The organism is Mesorhizobium sp. CA12, assembly GCF_020165255.1.
In the GTDB taxonomy this organism is placed as follows: domain Bacteria; phylum Pseudomonadota; class Alphaproteobacteria; order Rhizobiales; family Rhizobiaceae; genus Mesorhizobium.
In genome coordinates this window covers 38,305-58,244 of record NZ_JAIUHT010000019.1, presented here as the reverse complement: position 1 = coordinate 58,244, position 19,940 = coordinate 38,305, and the positions used below count along the sequence as shown (strand labels likewise).

At 64.5% G+C, this 19,940-nt stretch carries 10 protein-coding genes, 1 tRNA gene and 1 pseudogene; 2 read left to right on the top strand and 10 right to left on the bottom strand.

What is annotated here, in order from left to right; all coding sequences use genetic code 11:
* Positions 1-260: 260 nt before the first annotated feature.
* Together LB520_RS25045 and LB520_RS25040 are read left to right on the top strand one after the other, a co-directional pair.
* Positions 261-11,699: an autotransporter-associated beta strand repeat-containing protein gene (locus LB520_RS25045; protein WP_224639736.1), complete on the top strand. Its 11,439-nt coding sequence runs from the start codon at positions 261-263 to the stop codon at positions 11,697-11,699.
* A 109-nt stretch (positions 11,700-11,808) separates the two neighbouring features.
* Entirely contained in the window at positions 11,809-12,345 is a 537-nt protein-coding gene (locus tag LB520_RS25040) for an invasion associated locus B family protein (protein ID WP_224639735.1), read from the top strand.
* Positions 12,346-12,636: 291 nt separating this feature from the next.
* On the opposite strand, the pseudogene LB520_RS25035 reads toward LB520_RS25040, so the two are convergent.
* The 10 genes and pseudogenes from LB520_RS25035 to murA form a co-directional block, all read right to left on the bottom strand.
* Positions 12,637-13,946 (bottom strand): annotated as a pseudogene (locus tag LB520_RS25035) (tyrosine-type recombinase/integrase).
* Between the two features lie 212 nt (positions 13,947-14,158).
* Positions 14,159-14,234, bottom strand: a tRNA-Phe gene (locus tag LB520_RS25030).
* Between the two features lie 165 nt (positions 14,235-14,399).
* Positions 14,400-14,609, bottom strand: coding sequence for a DNA gyrase inhibitor YacG (yacG, locus tag LB520_RS25025; protein WP_140847161.1), 210 nt, complete (start codon positions 14,607-14,609; stop codon positions 14,400-14,402).
* A gap of 13 nt (positions 14,610-14,622) precedes the next feature.
* Entirely contained in the window at positions 14,623-15,249 is a 627-nt protein-coding gene (locus LB520_RS25020) for a Maf-like protein (RefSeq protein ID WP_224639734.1), read from the bottom strand.
* A gap of 128 nt (positions 15,250-15,377) precedes the next feature.
* Entirely contained in the window at positions 15,378-15,596 is a 219-nt protein-coding gene (gene infA / locus LB520_RS25015) for a translation initiation factor IF-1 (RefSeq protein WP_006200926.1), read from the bottom strand.
* 198 nt (positions 15,597-15,794) lie between these two features.
* Complete coding sequence (locus tag LB520_RS25010) at positions 15,795-16,205, bottom strand: low molecular weight phosphatase family protein (RefSeq protein WP_095765707.1); 411 nt, start codon at positions 16,203-16,205, stop codon at positions 15,795-15,797.
* A gap of 42 nt (positions 16,206-16,247) precedes the next feature.
* A complete protein-coding gene (locus LB520_RS25005) occupies positions 16,248-16,733 on the bottom strand; it encodes a UPF0262 family protein (RefSeq protein WP_095765706.1) in 486 nt (161 codons plus the stop codon).
* Positions 16,734-16,735: 2 nt separating this feature from the next.
* Positions 16,736-18,028 (bottom strand): histidinol dehydrogenase, encoded by a 1,293-nt coding sequence (gene hisD / locus LB520_RS25000; protein ID WP_224639733.1) that lies wholly within the window; start codon positions 18,026-18,028, stop codon positions 16,736-16,738.
* A 6-nt stretch (positions 18,029-18,034) separates the two neighbouring features.
* On the bottom strand, positions 18,035-18,469 hold the full coding sequence (locus tag LB520_RS24995; RefSeq protein ID WP_095765704.1) for a DUF2948 family protein: 435 nt from the start codon (positions 18,467-18,469) through the stop codon (positions 18,035-18,037).
* A gap of 92 nt (positions 18,470-18,561) precedes the next feature.
* The gene (gene murA / locus LB520_RS24990) at positions 18,562-19,854 is read right to left on the bottom strand and encodes a UDP-N-acetylglucosamine 1-carboxyvinyltransferase (RefSeq protein ID WP_095765703.1); all 1,293 of its coding nucleotides are present in this window, start codon (positions 19,852-19,854) and stop codon (positions 18,562-18,564) included.
* Positions 19,855-19,940: the final 86 nt, after the last annotated feature.

Sequence of the window (19,940 nt, the reverse complement as noted above, 5' to 3'; positions counted from 1 at the left end):
CATTCCTCTTGCGTTGTACCCTGAGTCCGTCAGGGAATATTATGGTTTGCTAATGCAAGGGGGGATATATGGCTGGGTTGGCCTGCGCTGGGACGATCCACGGCCGCGTAGAATCCGGCGATGGCGCCGGCGACCGAAAGTTGAAAGCCGATACCCGACACCCCGAACGCGCATCCTCCCAGGCGCGTTCGGGCTCGCAGGGGCGGTCGGAAGGGCGGAATCGCGAACCTCTGTTCACGCAGTTCCTGCGCGGCGGCCGCATGACCAAATGGAAAGGCGAGGCGGCGAGCTATGCGCCGAATCTTGCCCACATGATCGCATCTGCTCCTCGTCCGCGCAGCGCCGCCGTCCTGCTCACGTTCCTCACAGGCCTTGCGGCCAACCCGGCCGGCGCCGCGGATCTCTACTGGGATGCGGATGGCTCTGGGCTCCAGCTTGGCGGCACCGGAACCTGGAACACCGCGGCGCCGCCGCTCTGGAACACGACCGGCAATGCCACGGCCGGCCCGTTCGTCATCTGGAACAATGGCACTCCGGACAACGCCATCTTTGCCGGCACGGCGGGGACGGTCACGCTCGGCGCGCCGATAACGGCTGGCAGCTTCACCTTCAACGTCAGCGGCTATACCATTGCAGGCGGCACGCTGACCCTCGGCGGCGGGACGCCGACAATCACGGCAACGGGCAACGCCACCATAAGCTCCATTATCGCCGGGTCGGGGGGCCTGACCAAGGCGGGTGGCGGCACTTTGAGCCTGACTGGCGTGAACACCTTCACGGGCGGCATCACAGTCAGCGCTGGCGGATTTGCCATCAATGCCGATGCAGCGCTCGGCGCGGCCGCCAATGGTATATCCGCGGCAGCGGGCACTTCCCTGACCTTCAATGGCAGTCTCAACGCAAGCCGCGTCGTCACGCTGGGAGCGGGCGGTCAAGTGACCGTGACAGGGGCGGGTGCGGCGGCGGCTCGTTATACCGGCAGCGGCGGGATCGTCGCAGCAACGCTGACGAATGCCGCCAATGACTATACCGGCCCCACGACGCTGAGGAGCAGCAGCAGCGTCTCCTTTTCTTCGATTGGCAATCTAGGCCAAGCAAGCGCATTGGGCGCACCCACGACCGCCGCGAATGGAACCGTGCTCATCATGACCGGCTCGGGCGGTGACCAGTACGGGGACAGCGCCAGCTATACTGGCGGAGCGGCCAGCACCGACCGCGGCTTCGAGCTGCGGCCTGGTCCGATCAGTGGCGCAACCCTTACCTTCCGCAATTCGGGCAGCGGAATGCTGACCATTAACGGCGGCATTGCGCTCACCAGCGCCGGCAGCAACAGCGGCAGCAACTCGGTTAGCTTCTCCGCCGATTCTGCCGATCTCCAGCTCCTCGGGGTGATCAGCAGCAGCAGTGGTCGATTCGTTAACTTCACTGGCACCAGCAATGCCAGGACCATCACACTGGGTGACGCCAATACTTTCGGGGGCACGGCCGGAATCGGTGCCGTCACAGTTAAGGCCGGTACGCTGGCGAATGCGGGCGTAAACAGCTCGCTCGGGGCGGGTGCCTCGATAAGCTTGGGCAACGGCAGTGTTCTCAGTTATACCGGCGGTGCAGTTGGTCTTGACCGGACGTGGTCCGTGTCGGGCACGGCGACACTGCAGAGCGACGGTACGGGAGCGCTGACTCTCAATGGCGCGACGACGCTCGCCGCCGGCTCCACCTTCACGCTTGGGGGCAGCTACACCGGATCCGACAATACGGTCTCCGGGGTGATCTCCGGCTCAGGCGGTCTCGCCAGCATTGGCAACGCGGCTTGGGTGCTCACGGGCGCCAATACCCGCACGGGCGCCATCACCGTCAACGGAGGAACGCTGCGTGCGGGCAGCGCCTCAGCCTTCGGTACGATAACCGGCATAACGACCAATGGCGGCACGCTGGACCTAAACGGGTTCAACATGTCCACGACCTCGCTTGTGGGCACGGGCGGCGCGGTCGCGATGGGGAGCGGCAACCTTACGCTCAATCTGGGCACCGGCGTCACCAACACCTATGGCGGCAGCATTACCGGCACCGGCAGCCTGACCAAACTCGGCGCGGGCACGCTGACGTTGACGGGTGCCAGCACCTATACAGGCGCAACGACGATCGGCGGCGGCACGCTGGCGCTCGACTTCTCGCCGGCCGGAGGGCCGACCAGCGGCATTATCTCTGCCTCGTCGCCGCTCGTCATGAATGGCGGGACATTGACCGTCAAGGGTGCGGCAGGCGAGACCAATCTGCAGAGCTTCGGCGGGCTCACGATCACCACGGGCAACAACACGGTGAGCGCCACCTCCGGGGCTGGGGGCAGCACCACCGTAAGTCTCGGCGCCATCACCCGCACCGGAGGCCTCGCCAATTTTGTTCTGCCCACGGCTGGAGCGATTGCGACCAGCAATGCCGACGGCGCGCTCGGCGGCTGGGCGACCGTCAACGGCTCGGACTATGCCAAGGTGGTGGGGGGCAACATCGTTGCTTTCACCGCGGCCGACTACGTCAACCAGGACAACGCCAGCCTGTGGCAGGCCAACCAGATCCTGAGCGATGCCGGCGGAGCGGCGAACACGCCCTTCTTCAACACGGTCGGCGCCAGCGTTCAGATCGGCGGGCTCCAATATACGGCCGCCGCGAACTCCACGGTAATCGTGGCGAGCGGCCAGACCCTCGGCATTGACGGCACCATCATTGTCGCGCCCTCGGTGGGCGCGGCTAACCAGACCATCACCGGCGGCTCGATGACGGGCACGCTCGGCGGCGGCGTGCTGGGCGTCCAGCAGAACGGTACCGGCACCTTTACCATTGCGTCGACGATCGTAGACAACACGGGCGCGGTAGGCTTCAGCAAGGCCGGGACGGGCAAGGTGGTGCTGTCCGGTAGCAATACCTATACCGGCGCCACCACCGTGAGCCAGGGTACCCTCTCGATCAACTCGGTCGCCAATGGCGGTCTCGCCAGCGCCATCGGTGCTTCGACGTCCGCTTCATCGAACCTGATGATCCAGGGCGCCACACTGGAATATACCGGGACGGGCGCCTCCACCGATCGCGGCTTCACCATCGCACGCGCCGGCGCCATCACATCGAGCACGATCAAGGTCACGAATGCCGCCGCCAACCTGACCTTCTCCGGGCAGGTGGTGAGCCCCGACGGTGCGGATTTCATCAAAGACGGTCCCGGCACGCTGACGCTTGCCGGGAGCAACAACAGCTATACCGGCACCACGACCGTCAACAGTGGCACGCTTGCGGTGACCACCCTCGCCAATGGCGGCACCAACAGCTCCATCGGCGCGTCCAGCAACGCCTCGTCCAACCTGGTCCTGCAGAACGGCGGGAAGCTGGGTTATATCGGCACCATCGCCAGCAGCGACCGCGGCTTCACACTTGGTACGGGCGGCGGCGGCATCGATGTCGCGCAGGCGACCACGACCCTGACTGTGAGCGGGGTGGCCACTGGCGCGGGCAGCCTCACCAAAACGGGCTCCGGCACCTTGGTGCTGTCGGGCACGAACACCTATACCGGCGGCACCACGGTGAGCGCCGGCATCTTGCGCGCCGGATCGGCCCAGACCTTCGGCGGCGACGCCGCCGGAACGGGCGCTGGCGCCATGACTGTGGCCAGCGGTGCGACAGTGGACCTCGCCGGCAACAGCGTCTTCGTCGGTGGGCTCAATGGCGCGGGCAATGTCACCCTGGGCTCGGGGACCCTCAAGATCAACAGCAACGGCAATTTCACCGGCACGATCGGCGGCACGGGCGGGGTCAGCATAACCGGCGGAACACAGACCTTCAGCGGCTGCGGCAACACCTATGCCGGGGCCACCACGCTGAGCGGCAACAGCGTTCTGAACGTCGGCTGCCTGGCGAATGGCGGCGAGCTGAGCGACATTGGCATGTCCGGCAGTGCCTCGACCAATCTCGTCTTTAGCAATGGCGCCCTGAACTATACCGGCGGGACGGTATCGACCAATCGTGGCTTCACGCTCCAGGGAGGAACGGGCGCCATTGGTGTGGCCAACGCCGCCACGACGCTTACCTTCAGCGGTCAGGCCACAGGTCTCGGTACGCTCCGTAAGGACGGTCCCGGTACGCTGATGTTGTCCGGCACTAACGACTACAGCGGCGGAACGACGATTACCGGCGGCATCTTGAGAGCCGGTTCGACCAGCGCCTTCGGCACGGGCGCCATGACGGTGAACAGTGGCGCGACGCTCGATCTCGCCGGCAACAACAACACGGTGCTCGGGCTCAACGGCGGCGGCAGCGTGACTCTCGGGTCGGGCATGCTGACCCTAAGTGACGGGTTCAACCTCACTTTCAGCGGCGCGATGAGCGGCGCCGGCGGGCTCGTGAAGAGCGGCACGCGCACGCAGACGCTCTCCGGCTGCAGCAGCAGCTACGACGGCAGCACAACGATCAATGGGGGCGTTCTTGCGGTCACCTGCCTGAACAATGGGGGCGTCGCAAGCTCGATAGGCGATTCCAGCGCTGCGGCAACCAACCTGGTGCTCGATGGCGGCACGCTGCAATATATCGGCGCCGCCGGCAGCACGGACCGCCAGTTCACGCTTGGGGCCAGCGGCGGCACTCTCGATGCCTCCGGCACAGGTGCGATCAATTTCACCAGCACGACGCCGGTCACATTGTCGGGAACGGGCAACCGCACGCTCACGCTCGCCGGCAGCAACACGGCCAACAACTCGCTTTCTGCCCGCATCGACGATCCATCCGGGGGCGTCACGTCGCTGACGAAGTCCGGTGCCGGCACGTGGGTCTTGAACAACACGACCAGCACCTATACCGGCGTCACCACGATCAGCGGCGGCGTGCTTGCGGTGAGCAAGCTGGCCAACGGCGGCCAGGCGAGCTCGATCGGGCAGTCGTCGAACCTGGCATCCAACCTCGTGATCGGCAGCGGCTCGACGCTACGCTATACGGGCGCTGGCGACGAGACGGATCGCCTGTTCACATTGCAGACCGGCATCAGCTTCATCGAGTCCTCGGGCACCGGCGCGATCGTCTTCAAGAACACCGGTTCGGCCGCCTATACCGGCAGCGGCAACCGCACGCTGGCGCTGGGCGGCACCAATACCGGGCTCAACACGATGGGCGGCACCATCATCGATGGCCCCGGCGGCACGACCACACTCGCCAAGAACGACAGCGGCACCTGGGTCCTCACCGGCAACAACACCTTCACCGGCAACACGGTCGTCAATGACGGTAATCTGATCATCGGCAATGGTGGCACCAGCGGCAATGCCGGCGCAGGCAACGTCATCGTCGCCAACGCGACCTCCACGCTGTCCTTCAACCGCTCCGACAGCTTCAGCTTCACGGGCACGCTGAGCGGTGCCGGCAACATCGCCCAAATCGGCACCGGCACGACAATCCTCACTTCGGCAACAAACGCGATCGGCGGCAGCACACGGATCGACGCCGGCACATTGCAGGTGAACGGCAGCCTGACGAGCAGCGGGGGGATTACGATCAACGCTGGCACGCTGCAGAGCAACGGAGGGGGCGCCTCCATAACCACGCCGACGATCACGATGAACTCCGGCTCGAAGCTCAACGTCGGCGGCGGCACGGTCCAGGCAGCCGGTGGCACGCAGACGCTGTTCACGGGCGGGACCGGCGGCGCCACGATCAACTTCACTGGCGGCACGTTGCTCGGCAACGGCACGCTGGGCGGAGGCGGCAACATTGTCAATCTCGCCGCCGGTTCGCTCAATACCGGCGCAGCCGCATTGAATCTCGGCAGCGGCAACGACACTTTCCTGTTGAGCGGTCTTGCGACGATCGCCGGAGTCGGGGTGGACGGCGGCGGCGGCTCCGACACGCTGCAGGTGACCACAACCTTCAGCCGTACGCTCAATGGCGCTCAGATTACCGGTTTCGAAAGCTTGAACAAGCAAGGCGCCGCCACCCTCACGCTGACGGGCGATCACAGCTACACGTCCGGTACGACGATTTCGGCCGGCACGCTGCAGATCGGCAATGGCGGGGTGGCCGGCGCGCTGGCGACGCCGAATGTGACCAACAACGGCACGCTCGCCTTCAATCTGAATAACAATTATACATTCGACAGCGCCATCTCCGGCAGTGGCGTGGTCAACAAGCTCGGCACCGGCACCACCACGCTAACCGGAACCAACACCTATATCGGCGCGACGAACGTCAATGCCGGGACATTGCTTATCAACGGCAACCAGTCGGGTGCTATCGGCCAGACTACTGTCGCGAGCGGGGCGACGCTCGGCGGCATCGGCACGATCGGCGGCAGCGTCACCGTGGCCGACGGCGGCACGCTCGCTCCCGGCGGCGCGGGCAATGCGCCCGGCACGCTCACCATCGGCGGCAACCTGACGCTCAACAACACGTCGGCCGTCAACGTCAATTTCGGCCAGGCGAACGTGCCGGGCGGACCGCTCAACGATATCATCAATGTCGGCGGCAACCTGACGCTCGACGGCACGCTCAACATCACGCAGACGCCGGGCGGCACCTTCGGGCCAGGCGTCTATCGCATCCTCAACTATGGCGGTTCGCTGGCGAATAACGGACTGAACGTCACGTCACCCGATTATTTCGTGCAGACCGCGGTCGCCAACCAGGTCAACCTCGTCAATTCCGCGGGGCTGACGCTCAGCTTTTGGGACGGCAATGCCGGCCCCCACTCCAATGATGCGGTGGATGGCGGCAGCGGCACTTGGCGGGCGGCCGGCGACCAGAACTGGACCGACGCTACCGGCACCTTCGCTGCACCTTTCGCCAACGCCAGCTTCGCCATCTTCCAGGGTGCTGCCGGGACCGTCACGGTCGACAACACCAACGGCCAGGTGCAGGCGGCGGGCATGCAGTTCGCCACCGGCGGCTATCTCATCCAGGGCGGCGACGTCGCTTTGGTCGGGCCGCAATCGACCATCCGCCTCGGCGACGGCACTGCAGCCGGTGCGGCCTATGTGGCGACGATCACCTCGAACCTCACCGGAAGCAGCCAGCTGCTGAAGACGGAGCTCGGCACGCTGGTGCTGTCCGGCACCAACAGCTACAGCGGCGGCACCGCGATCAATGGCGGCACGGTTCAGGTCGCGTCGGACGGCAATCTCGGCGCGGCTGCCGGCGGTCTTTCGCTGAACGGCGGCACGCTGCACACGACGGCGGATATCACTTCTGCCCGCGCCGTGACCCTCAATGCCGGCGGCGACACCTTCGACACCGATAGCGCGACCAGCCTGACGCTGACCAACACCGTGAGCGGCGCCGGGACCTTGACCAAGGAAGGCGGCGGCACGCTCGTGCTCAGAGGCGCCAACAGCTACCAGGGGGGTACCGTCATCTATGGCGGCACCGTCCAGATCACTGCCGATGCCAATCTCGGCGATGCGGCCGGCAAGGTCACCTTCGACGGCGGCACGCTCTACCAGCAGGGCCCGGCCAGCATCGTCACAGGCCGCACTGCGACGCTTCAGGCGGGCGGCGGAACGTTCCAGATCGACAGCACAGTGCAGTGGGAAGGCGCTATCGACGGCACGGGGGCGCTCACCAAAACGGGAACCGGGGCGCTGATCCTCGGCGCCGACAACAGCTATGCCGGCGGCACGACAATCTCAAGCGGCATCCTCATGCTGGGCACCGGCGGCACCACGGGCTCCATCTTGGGCGACGTGGTCGATAACGGTACCCTCAGCTTCAACCGCTCCGACCTCTATACATTCGGCGGCACGATCTCCGGCAGCGGCGGCGTCACCCAGGACGGAACCGGCGATACCGTGCTCACGGCCGACAACACGTACACCGGCACCACGCTGATTGTCGGCGGCGGCGGGCTCTACATCGATGGCGACCAGAGCGCAGCGACCGGGCTGGCCAACGTCAACAACGGCACGCTGGGCGGCAACGGCACCATCGGCGGCGATGTGTTCGTCGATGTCGCGGGCAGGCTGGCCCCCGGCGGCCTGGGCTCCACGCCTGGCACCCTCACTATCAACGGCAACCTCGAACTGGCCGACGGCTCGAATCTTGATTACTCGTTCGGCCAGGCCGGCGTCGTCGGCGGCGCCTACAACGACCTCACGGTCGTCCACGGCAATCTGACGCTCGACGGCACGATCAACGTGACGGAAGCGCCCGGCGGCAATTTCGGCCCGGGTATCTATCGCGTGATCAGCTACGACGGCGCTTTCGTCGACAATGGGCTGAACAGCAACTCGCCCAGCCGTATCGTGCAGACCTCGGTCGCAGGCCAGGTGAACCTGGTCGACATCAGCGCGATGACCCTCAACTTCTGGGACGGCGATGCCGGGCCGAAGGCCAATGATGGCGTTGACGGCGGCAATGGCACATGGCGGGCGGCCGGCGACGACAATTGGACCGGCTCCGACGGCGACATAAACGCCGCCTTCTCGAACGGCAGCTTCGCAATCTTCGCAGGTGCCGCTGGCACGGTGACGGTCGACAACACCAACGGCCAGGTGCAGGCCGCGGGCATGCAGTTCGCCACCGACGGCTATCTCGTCCAGGGACAGGACATCGAGCTGGTTGGATCGCAGGCGACGATGCGCGTCGGCGACGGCACCCTGCCGGGTGCAGACTACACGGCAACTATCAATTCGAACCTCACCGGTGTGAGCCAACTGGTGAAAACCGATCTCGGCACGCTGGTGCTTGGCGGCACCAACAGCTACAGCGGCGGCACCGCCATCCATAGCGGCACGTTGCAGGTTTCGGCTGACGCCAATCTCGGCGATGCGGCGGGCGTATTGTCATTCGACAATGGCGCGACCCTGCGAAACACCGCCGCGTTCGGCTCGGCGCGTAACGTCACGCTCAATGCCGGCGGCGGCACGTTCCAGACCGATGCCGATCTCACGCTTTCCGGCGTGGTCGGCGGCACGGGCGGCTTCACCAAGCGGGGCGGGGCGGCGCTGACGCTGACCGGCGCCAGCGCCTATGCCGGGCCGACCACGGTGACGGCAGGCGGGCTCTATATCGACGGCGACAACAGCCTGGCCACAGGGATTACTTCGGTTGAGTTCGGCGCCACGCTGGGCGGCAAGGGCACCATCGGCGGCAATGTGATGGTCGCCAACGGCGCGACGCTCTCGCCAGGGTCGGCCGATGGCACGCCGGGAACGCTGGCGATCGCCGGCGATCTGACGCTCTCCGGCGGCTCGGTCCTCAACTACAGCTTCGGCCAGGCGAATGTCGCCGGCGGGGCTCTCAACGATCTGACCACCGTCGGCGGCAATCTCGTGCTCGACGGCACGCTCAATGTCACTGTCTCGCCGGGTGGAACCTTCGGCCCCGGTATCTACCGCGTGTTCGATTACAGCGGGACCTTGACCAATAACGGGCTGTCCGTCGGCTCCATCCCGTCCTCGAACTATTTCGTGCAGACGTCCGTCGATCATCAGGTGAACCTGGTCAACGCAAACGGACTGAACCTGAACTATTGGGACGGCGATGCCGGTCCGAAGTTCGACGGCACGATCAATGGCGGCAACGGCACCTGGCAGAGCTCTTCGGGCAACGACAACTGGACCGAGGACACCGGGTCGATCAACGCAGCCTATTCGGACAGCGCCTTCGCCATCTTCGCCGGACAGGCCGGCACGGTGACGGTGGACAACGGGCTCGGCCAGGTGACGGCGGCCGGCATGCAGTTCTCGACCGACGGCTATGTCATTCAGGGCGGCGACATCGGCCTGGTCGGCCCGCAGTCGACGATCCGGGTCGGTGACGGCACCAGTGCCGGCGCAGGCTATACGGCAACGATCGCCTCCGCGCTCACCGGTAATGCCCAACTCGTCAAGACGGATGCCGGAACGCTGGTGCTGACCGGCACCAACAGCTACACCGCCGGCACCGCGATCAATGGCGGCACGCTGCGGATCTCGGCCAATGCCAACCTCGGCGATGCGGCGCGCGGGCTCTCCTTCAACGGCGGCACGCTCAACTCCACCGCCAGCTTCGCCAGCGATCGCGCCATCGACGTTCTCGGCCAAGGCACTATCTCGACCGACGCCGGTACCACCTTGACCCTGAACGGGGCATTGACCGGATCGGGCGCATTCAACAAAGCGGGAGATGGAACGCTTGTCCTGACGTCCGCTGGCTCGACCTTCTCGGGATCCACCTCCGTCCAGCAGGGCACGCTCGCGGCGGGCGCTGCGGACGTGCTGAGCCCCTTGTCCGCCTTCACCGTCGCCTCCAGTGGCACGCTTGACCTTGCCGGCTTCGACCAGACGGTGGCCTCGCTCAACAACAGCGGCGCGGTGCGGCTTGGTGCTGCGGCACCCGGCACGGTGCTCACGCTGAGCGGCGACTATGTCGGCAATGGCGGCAAAATCCTCATCAATGCTGCGCTGGACGGCGATGCCTCTGCGACCGACAGGCTGGTCGTGCATGGCAACACGTCGGGCACCGGCATCCTGGCGGTCAGCAATGTCGGCGGCGCGGGCGCGCAGACCAGCGAGGGCATCAAGATCGTCGACATCGACGGCAGCTCGGCCGGCACCTTTACCTTGCAGGGCGATTACGTCTTTGAGGGCGACCAGGCGGTGGTCGGCGGCGCTTACGCCTACCGGCTCTACAAGAACGGCGTCAGCACGCCCAGCGACGGCGACTGGTATCTGCGCTCCACCCTGATCAACCAGACGGGCCCGCTCTATGCACCGAGCACGCCGCTCTACGAGGCCTATGAAGGCGTGCTGCAGAGCTTCAACGAACTGGGCACGCTGCAGCAGCGCGTCGGCAACCGGACATGGGGCGAGGGCGCCACACCGCAAGGCGCGGACCTGCCCAGCCAGGGTCCGGTCGACGGCAAGGCCATCTGGGCGCGTATCGATGCCGCCCATGGCAAGTTCGAGCCGAAGACCTCGACCACCGGCACCGACTACGACGTGACAACGTGGAAGCTCAACGCCGGTGTCGACGGCCTGCTGCATGAGAGCGAGGCCGGCATCCTTTTGGGCGGCATCACGGTCCACTACGGCACCGTCTCGTCGGATGTCTCGTCGACCTTCGGCACCGGCTCGATCTCGGCCACCGGCTACGGCGTCGGCGGCACGCTGACCTGGTTCGGCAACAGCGGCTTCTACGTCGATACGCAGGCCCAGGCGACCTGGTATGACAGCGACATCAACTCGGCCGTGCTGGGCAAGCTTGCCGACGGCAATAACGGCTTTGGCTATGCGCTGAGCATCGAGAGCGGGCAGAAGATCGCGCTACGCTCCAACTGGTCGCTGACCCCACAGGCGCAGCTGTCCTACTCGGCCGTCGACTTCGACAAGTTCACCGATCGGTTCGGCGCGATCGTGTCGCCCGGAAGCGGCGACAACCTGATCGGCCGCCTCGGTATCTCGGCCGACTACGAGGATCAGTGGGCCGACAGCGCCGGCCAGGTGAGCCGGGCGCATGTCTACGGCATCGCCAACCTCTATTACGACTTCCTCGACGGAACCGATATCGATGTCTCGGGCGTGAAGCTTTCCAGCCAGAACCAGAAGGTCTGGGGCGGCGTCGGCCTCGGCGGCTCGCTCGACTTCGGCGACGGCAAATACTCGGTCTATGGCGAGGCGCTGGCCAAGACCAGCCTGGCGAGCTTCGGCGACAGCAATGTCGTCAGCGGCAAGCTCGGCTTCAGCGTGCACTGGTAGCGGCGTCAACGAGGCTGGACAATCGGAATGCGGGCAGATGTGCGCACTCTCTCCGTTCGCCTCTTGGGCGTGATGAATTTCTTGAAGATGGAAACGAGATGGAAACGAGATGAAACGAATTGGATATGCCACGCTGATCGCCGCAAGCCTGCTCTCCCTTGCGGCCGCATTCGCGCAAGACACCGCAGCTCTCCCTGGCGGTGCGACTTCGCTCAGGGAAGGGCATGGCGACTGGACCGTCTCCTGCAATCTCGCCAGCCAGAACGGCGCCGCCGTTAAGGTCTGCGCGCTGTCGCAGGAGCAGACCGACAGCCAGTCGCGCCAGCGCGTGCTGGCGATGGAACTGCGCCCGGCCGGCGAGGTCGTCCAGGGCACGCTCGTGCTGCCGTTCGGACTGTCGCTGGACCAAGGGGTAACCCTTCAGGTCGATGACGGCCCGGCCCTGCCGCCACTGCGCTTCCGAACCTGCCTTCCCGGTGGCTGTCTCGTGGACATCAGCTTCGACTCCGAGACCTTAGCTTCCCTGCGCGACGGCAAAAGCCTCAAGATCAAGGTGGTCGCCGACGGCGGCAAGGAGACCAACCTGGCGCTCTCGCTGAACGGCTTTCCCAGCGCAGTGGACAGGACCATGGCGCTGTTGAAGTGACCCGGTTGCGCGACCGACGTTCCTTGCAACTGGGCAGAATGTCCGTTCTGAGACGCAATGCAAAGCTTGGCTTTGGCCGGTCGCTCCGGAAGCGGTTAGACTGCTTGTTGGCCTAAAACCGTCATTAGTCGCGCCAACGATGGTAGCCAACGATCTTTAAATCAGCTGCGAAATCGTGCGGGACCATACGGGAAGATTTCTGATTTTGGCCCGCGAAAAATCCAATTGAATCAATATTCTGGATACGTCCTCCGGGCCCACCATTTCGCTTTCAGAATTGCCGGTGTTCGATCAGTAGGTTTTTCGGGCGTGGGATATTCGTCTCACCGTTTGGTGAATTCTCGACATTGGGTTCAAAGTCGACCCTGCCGGTGGCGTATAGACAGCTGGCTTGCCACGTCCTCCGATTGAGATCACCCGTCCGCTGTTGCTCTCGAGTTCATCCAGATAGTCGGCCCACCATTGCATCATCTTGACGCGCTCTTCCCAGTGCTCAGCCCGGGCGTAGGCTCGACGAACGTCGTTGTTCTCAATGTGGGCCAGTTGGCGCTCTATCGCATCCGGATGCCATTTTCCGCATTCGTTTGGCAGAGTTGATGCTGTTGCTCGAAAACCATGCGCGGCGCTTCCTCCTTGCCGTAGCCCATGCGGCGAAGGGCGGCGTTAAGCGTGTTGTCGGAAATCGGACGCGAAACCGATCGAACGCCAGGAAAGAGCAGCGATCCACCACCAGAGATTTCTTTAAGCGAAGTCAAGACGCTTATGGCCTGCCTTGAAAGGGGTACGCGGTGCGGCCGGCGCATTTTCATGCGTGCTTCAGGAATGATCCACATCGAGCTTTCGAAATCGAACTCTTCCCATTCTGCCGCGCGAAGTTCGCCGGGGCGGGGAAACATCAATGCCATGAGCTTCAGGGCAGCTCGGGTTGTAGGCTGTCCGTCAAACGCATCGACCGCCCTCACCAAGCCGCCGAAGGCCTTAGGATCGATGATCGCGGCACGCGGCGTGACCGTTGGAGTGATTAGTGCGCCCCTTAACGCGATCGTCGGATCAGCCTCGGCGCGTGCGGTCGCAATTGCATATCGAAACACGGTGCCGATGGTGGAGCGCAGTCGCCTCGCCGACTCATATCGACCACGAACTTCCACGCGGCGAAGGGCAGTAAGGACGGTGGCCGGATCGATCTCCCGAATGCACTTGTCACCAATTGTCGGATAGGCAAAGTCGAGCAGCCATTTGACCTTGCTAATCGTCCGGTCGGCACGTCCCTCCTTTTTCAGCTTGTCAACATATTCGTCCGCGATTGAACGGAAGGTGTCTTTTTGCGAAGTGGCCTTATGGAATCTTCGCTCCTGAGCTGGGTCGGCACCAGCCTTAAGGAGACGTTTGGCTTCATCGCGTGCTTCGCGGGCATCGGCGAGAGAGATGACCGGGTAGGTGCCGAGAGACAGCAGCTTCTGCTTTCCGTCAAATCGATAGGCTAGGCGCCATAGCCTGGTTCCCGACGGCTGAATCCATAGCTGCAGCCCGCCGCCATCGGACAGTTTCTGGAGCTTGGACGCGGGCCGGGCGTTGCGGCATTTCACGTCGGAGAGAGCCATTGTGGGACCTCCTGTTTTGGCGCTTCGATACCAACAGGGTCTCAGATACCAACAAAAATACCAACACCTCGCCCCGTTGGACGAAATCTGCCGAACTGCGATGAAATTCGCTCAAGCACACTGTTCGTGCCGAAAAGAGGGGCAAATTCAGTGGCTTGCGGAGACTTGAGCGTTAAAGCTTCGGCGAGACGGAATGTCGGGAGAAGAGGGAATGGTGCCCAGAGGCGGATTCGAACCACCGACACGCGGATTTTCAGTCCGCTGCTCTACCAACTGAGCTATCTGGGCCTGTGCCGGCTAACGGGATGCGCCCGCCGGGTTTCACGAAGGCGCCAGGCGGCGCCCCTTGAAAGCGCGTGGGTTATAGCACGGGAATCTTGCCTGTCCAGCGCCTAGGTGTTGATTTCGTCAGGAAAGAAAAATCGCTGGAAAACAACCGGTCGCCGGCTGCGCTTACGGCTCGTCCTTGGGCGTCGGGCTGTCGTCTTCTTCCTCTTCGCCGTCGCGGCCGGGAATGACATAGGCGCCCTTCAGCCAGCGGTTGAGGTCGATGTCCTTGCAGCGCGCCGAGCAGAACGGATAATGCTCGCGCACCGACGGTTTGCCGCATTCGGGGCAGGGCCGTTTCGGCCTCAGCGGCGTTACCTTGTCGCCCGAGCTCATGTGTGGACTATGCTCATGAGCGCCCGGCGTGCCAGTGCTGGTGCGCCTTGAAGCCTTCGCCGGAAAGCAGCGCCACGCTCTCGTAGAGCGGCAGGCCGACCACGTTGGTGTAGGAGCCGACCAGCTTGACGACGAAGGAGCCGGCCAGGCCCTGCACGGCGTAGCCGCCGGCCTTGCCCCGCCACTCGCCCGACGCGACATAGGCGTCGATCTCCTCGCGCGGCAGCCGCTTGAAGCGCACCCTTGTCTCAACCAGCCGCTGGCGCAGCTTGCCGCCGGGCGTGATCAGGCAGATGCCGGAATAGACCCGGTGCGAGCGGCCGGAAAGCAGGCCGAGGCAATTGACGGCGTCGTCGATCGTCTCGGCCTTGGGCAGGATGCGCCGTCCGACCGCCACCACCGTGTCGGCGGCGAGGATGAAGGCTGGCGCATAGTCCTCCTCGCTCTTCAGCGAGGCCAGCGCCTTCTCGGCCTTGTCCTTGCAAAGGCGCTTGGCTAGCGAGCGCGGATGCTCGGCGCGCAGCGGCGTCTCGTCGACATCGGCGGGCAGCACCCGGTCGGGCTCGATGCCGGCCTGCTGCAAGAGTTCGATGCGGCGCGGCGAACCAGAGGCAAGCACCAGCTTCTGCAGAATGCTCATGGGGGCATGATGCCGAAAAGTGTGAAGCGGTTTTCGGACGACATCATGCTCCACTCCCTGATTTGGAGCCGGATGATTTCGGGTCGAACAGACCTGAAATCATCCGGCTCTGGGTCCGCGCTAGATGATTACTTGAAGCGATAGGTGATGCGGCCCTTGGTCAGGTCGTAGGGCGTCATCTCGACCAGGACCTTGTCGCCGGTCAGCACGCGAATGCGGTTCTTGCGCATGCGGCCGGCCGTGTGGGCGATGATTTCGTGTTCGTTTTCGAGCTTCACCCGGAACATCGCATTGGGCAGCAGTTCGGTGACCACACCTGGAAACTCGAGGACTTCTTCCTTCGGCATTCGATACCTTTGCTTGGATGGCGGTTCCGGCGCCTAAAGCATGATGCCGAAAAGTGTCAAGCGGTTTTCGGGCAACATCGTGCTCTAGTTCTTTGATCCGGAGTCGGATGATTTCCGGCCGAACCGACCGGAAATCATCCGACTCCGGCCGGAATTTGCGGCGGAACCTATATGATAATCGCCCGCTTGTGAACATGCTTAATCGGCCGCGTTTTTTGCCTCGGGAAGCAGAAAACGTCGGCTTATGCGCGCTTTCAGCCGCTCGCGCACATCGCGATAGGCGGCCATGATGTGCTCTCGCGTGCCGCCTGTGTCGGTGGGGTCGGGCATCGGCCAGTATTCGACCTCGACGGCCAGCGAGCGCGTCAGCTCGAGCGCCGCATGATGCGCCTCCGGCGCCAGCGTCACGATCAGGTCGAAATAATCGTCCTCCATATCCGCCAGCGTCCTGGGTTGGCGCTCGCCAAGCGACAGGCCTTCTTCGGCGAGCACCGCATCGACGAACGGGTCGCGCTCGCCGGCGCGCACACCGGCCGAAGCGACGAAGGTGGTGGCGGGAAGCATGCGGCGCGCCATTTGTTCCGCGATCGGCGAGCGCACGGCGTTCATGCCGCATAGGAACAGGATCGAATGGGGCAGGGCGACCAGGATCTAGCCTCGCCAGTGCAGCACGCAGACCAGCGTGAACAGCCGGCGCGCCGTGTCGAAGTCGATCTCGATCTTGCCGGCAAGCCGGTCCATCAGCGTCTGCGAGCCTTCATTGTGCAGGCCGCGCCGGCCCATGTCGATCGCCTCGATATGGCTCGGCGTCGAGGACCGGATGGCTTCGTAGTAGCTTTCGCAGATCAGGTAGTAGTCCTTGACGATGCGCCTCAGCGGCGTCAGCGACAGAATGTGGGTGACCACCTCGGCGCCGTTCTCGCGGCTGACGCCGAAAACCAGGCGGGACTCGGCCAGTGAAAGCTTAAGCTTGTAAGGACCCGCGCCGTCATCATTGACCGGCCGAAAACGGTTCTCCTCGATGAGGTCGAAGATCGCCACGGCCCGCTCGTGCTCGACGTCGGGCGTCGAACGTCCGATCGATTCGTCGAGCTCGACGTCGATCAGCCTGTCGCGGGTCTGGTCGCGGCCGGACATCGTTACATGTTCAACCTGATCGCGACGGAGCGGGCATGGGCATCGAGCCCTTCGGCCTTGGCGAGCGCGATCGCGGCGGGCGCCAGCGCCTTGAGCTGCTCCGGGCCGAGCTTCAGGATCGAGCTGCGCTTGACGAAATCGAGCACGGACAGACCCGACGAGAAACGCGCCGACCGCGCCGTCGGCAAGACGTGGTTGGAGCCGCCGACATAATCGCCGATGACTTCCGGCGTATGGCGGCCGATAAACACGGCGCCCGCGTTGCGCATCCTGGAAAGGAATGCCTCGGCGTCGTCGAAGGCGAGCTCGACATGCTCGGCCGCGATCCTGTCGACCAGCGGCAGAGAGGCCTCGAGCGTCGGCACCAGGATCACCGCGCCGAAATCGCGCCAGCTGGCCCCGGCCGTCTCGCCGCGCGGCAGCAGCTTGAGCTGGCGCTCGACCGCCTGCTCGACCGCCTTGCCGAATTCCGGTTCGTCGGTGATCAGGATCGACTGCGCCGAAACATCATGCTCGGCTTGCGCCAAAAGGTCGGCCGCGATCCAGTCCGGATCGTTGTCGGCATCGGCCACCACCAGCACTTCCGACGGCCCGGCGATCATGTCGATGCCGACCGTGCCGAACACCTGGCGCTTGGCCGCCGCGACATAGGCGTTGCCCGGACCGACGATCTTGGCGACCGGCCTGATCGTCTCGGTGCCGTAGGCAAGCGCTGCAACGGCCTGCGCGCCGCCGACGCGGTAGATCTCCGAAACGCCGGCAAGGTCGGCTGCCACCAGCACCAGCGGATTGATGACGCCGCCCGAGGCCGGCACGACGATGACGATGCGCTCGACGCCGGCGACCCTGGCCGGCACCGCGTTCATCAGCACCGAGCTTGGATAGCTCGCCGTGCCGCCCGGCACGTAAAGGCCGACGGCTTCGATCGCCGTCCAGCGCGAGCCGAGCTCGACGCCCGCGGCATCCGTATAGCGATCGTCCCTCGGCTTCTGCCGCTCGTGATGTGAGCGGATGCGGTCGCGCGCGAATTTGAGCGCCTCGACGGTCGCCGGATCGGCCGCTTCATAGGCCTTGGCGATGTCGTCCTTCGACACCGCGATGCCGAGCGTGTTGAGATCGGCTTTGTCGAACTTCAGCGTGTAATCGACAAGCGCCCTGTCGCCTTCGGCGCGCACGCGGGCGATGATGTCGCGCACCACGGCCTCGACATCGGCCGACACCTCGCGCTTGGTGGTGAGGAAGGCCGAAAAACGCTGTTCGAAATCGGCGTCCTGCTGTCGGAGCGTTATCGCCATCGCGCTTCAGCCTCTGTGCAGGGGGCGCGAGGTGGCTTCCCAGGAGCCGCCGATGTCGGCAAGCCTGGCCTCGATGCATTCGACGTCGAGCATAATGGTGCCGCCGCCCGAAAAGATCAGCTCGACGATGCCGGCCGGCTTGCTGATGGCGATGAAGCTGACCGCCAGCAGCGACAGCACCTCGGCCGGCTTGTCGCGCGCAATGCCGTTGGTCTTGGCGCCGAGCACGCGATCGAAATGCAAGACGCTCTGGCGCCGTTCATTGTGCTGGCGGAACAAGCCGGATTTCGCTTCCCAGACGAAGCGGTTCATGGTCAGCACGAAGCGCTTGGCCGCCGGCAGATATTCGAGGTCGGAGACCTTCATCACGGCGTCCTGGACATGCGCCGAGACGATGCTCAGATCCTGGTCGTCGAGCGCGATGAGCTTGAGAGCTGCCATGCGGAATGCGCACCCTGAACGTTGACAATTCAACGTTCTGTTATGCGGTCTTTCCGCTCGGCGCAACCGCTGGGAAAGAATGCTGCGAAGCGTCAGCCCGAAATGCGCTCGATCACCGCGCCGCAACCGGAGAGCTTCTCTTCCAGCCTCTCGAAGCCGCGATCAAGGTGATAAACGCGGTTGACCGTGGTCTCGCCTTCGGCCGCAAGGCCGGCGATGACCAGCGACACCGAGGCGCGCAGGTCGGTCGCCATGACGGGAGCGCCCTTGAGTCTGGCGACGCCGTCGACGATCGCCGTCTGGCCGGAAAGGGTGATGTGGGCGCCGAGGCGCGCGAGCTCCTGCACATGCATGAAGCGGTTTTCGAAGATCGTCTCGGTGATGCGCGATTTGCCCTTGGCCATGGTCATTAGGCCCATGAACTGCGCCTGCAGGTCGGTCGGGAAGGCGGGGAAGGGGGCGGTGGTCACGTCGACCGGCGCAATGCCGGCGCCATTGCGCTTGACGCGGATGCCCTCATTGGTCGGCGTGATCTCGGCCCCGGTCTCGACAAGCACGTCGAGCGCGGTCTGCAACAGGTCTGGACGGGCGCCGGCGAGCATCACGTCGCCGCCGGTCATGGCGACGGCCATGGCATAGGTGCCGGTCTCGATGCGGTCGGGGATGACGCGCACGCGCGCCCCCGACAGCGCCTCGACGCCGTGGATGGTGATGGTCGAGGTGCCGGCGCCATGGATCTTGGCGCCCATGGCGATCAGGCATTCGGCGAGATTGACGATTTCCGGCTCGCAGGCGGCGTTCTCCAGCACCGTCTCGCCCTTGGCGAGCGAGGCCGCCATCATCAGCACATGGGTGGCGCCGACCGAGACCTTCGGGAACACGTAGCGATTGCCGATGAGGCGGCCATTCCGGGTCTTGGCGATGACATAGCCATTGTCGACGTCGAGCTCGGCGCCGAGAACCTGCAGGCCCTCGAGGAACAGGTCGACCGGGCGCGTGCCGATGGCGCAGCCGCCGGGCAGCGACACCTTGGCCTCGCCCATGCGGGCAAGCAACGGCCCGATTACCCAGAAGGAAGCGCGCATCTTCGACACCAGCTCGTAAGGCGCGGTGGTGTCGACGATATTGCGGGCGGAAAAATTGATGGTGCGCGAATAGCCTTCCTGCTGCTTTTCGCGCCGGCCGTTGACGGAATAATCGACGCCGTGATTGCCGAGGATGCGGATCAGTTGTTCGACATCGGCCAGATGCGGCACGTTTTCCAACGTCAGCGTGTCGTCGGTGAGCAGTGAGGCGATCATCAGCGGCAATGCCGCGTTCTTGGCGCCCGAGATCGGAATGGTGCCGGCAAGCTCGTTGCCGCCGACAATTCTGATGCGATCCATGAGAAAACGTCCCCTCGGCCCGAACAGGCCGCTTCAATCGGTTTGAGTGTGCCCGGCTTAGACTATTGGCCGGCTTGGTTCAAGAA

Bases quoted from the DNA above. Each gene is read 5' to 3' on its own strand.
- LB520_RS25020 (WP_224639734.1), bottom strand. From the start codon at position 15,249: ATGAGCATTCTGCAGAAGCTGGTGCTTGCCTCTGGTTCGCCGCGCCGC.
- infA (WP_006200926.1), bottom strand. From the start codon at position 15,596: ATGCCGAAGGAAGAAGTCCTCGAGTTTCCAGGTGTGGTCACCGAACTG.
- LB520_RS25010 (WP_095765707.1), bottom strand. From the start codon at position 16,205: ATGAACGCCGTGCGCTCGCCGATCGCGGAACAAATGGCGCGCCGCATG.
- hisD (WP_224639733.1), bottom strand. From the start codon at position 18,028: ATGGCGATAACGCTCCGACAGCAGGACGCCGATTTCGAACAGCGTTTT.
- LB520_RS25045 (WP_224639736.1), top strand. From the start codon at position 261: ATGACCAAATGGAAAGGCGAGGCGGCGAGCTATGCGCCGAATCTTGCC.
- murA (WP_095765703.1), bottom strand. From the start codon at position 19,854: ATGGATCGCATCAGAATTGTCGGCGGCAACGAGCTTGCCGGCACCATT.
- LB520_RS25040 (WP_224639735.1), top strand. From the start codon at position 11,809: ATGAAACGAATTGGATATGCCACGCTGATCGCCGCAAGCCTGCTCTCC.
- LB520_RS25005 (WP_095765706.1), bottom strand. From the start codon at position 16,733: ATGTCCGGCCGCGACCAGACCCGCGACAGGCTGATCGACGTCGAGCTC.
- LB520_RS24995 (WP_095765704.1), bottom strand. From the start codon at position 18,469: ATGGCAGCTCTCAAGCTCATCGCGCTCGACGACCAGGATCTGAGCATC.
- yacG (WP_140847161.1), bottom strand. From the start codon at position 14,609: ATGAGCTCGGGCGACAAGGTAACGCCGCTGAGGCCGAAACGGCCCTGC.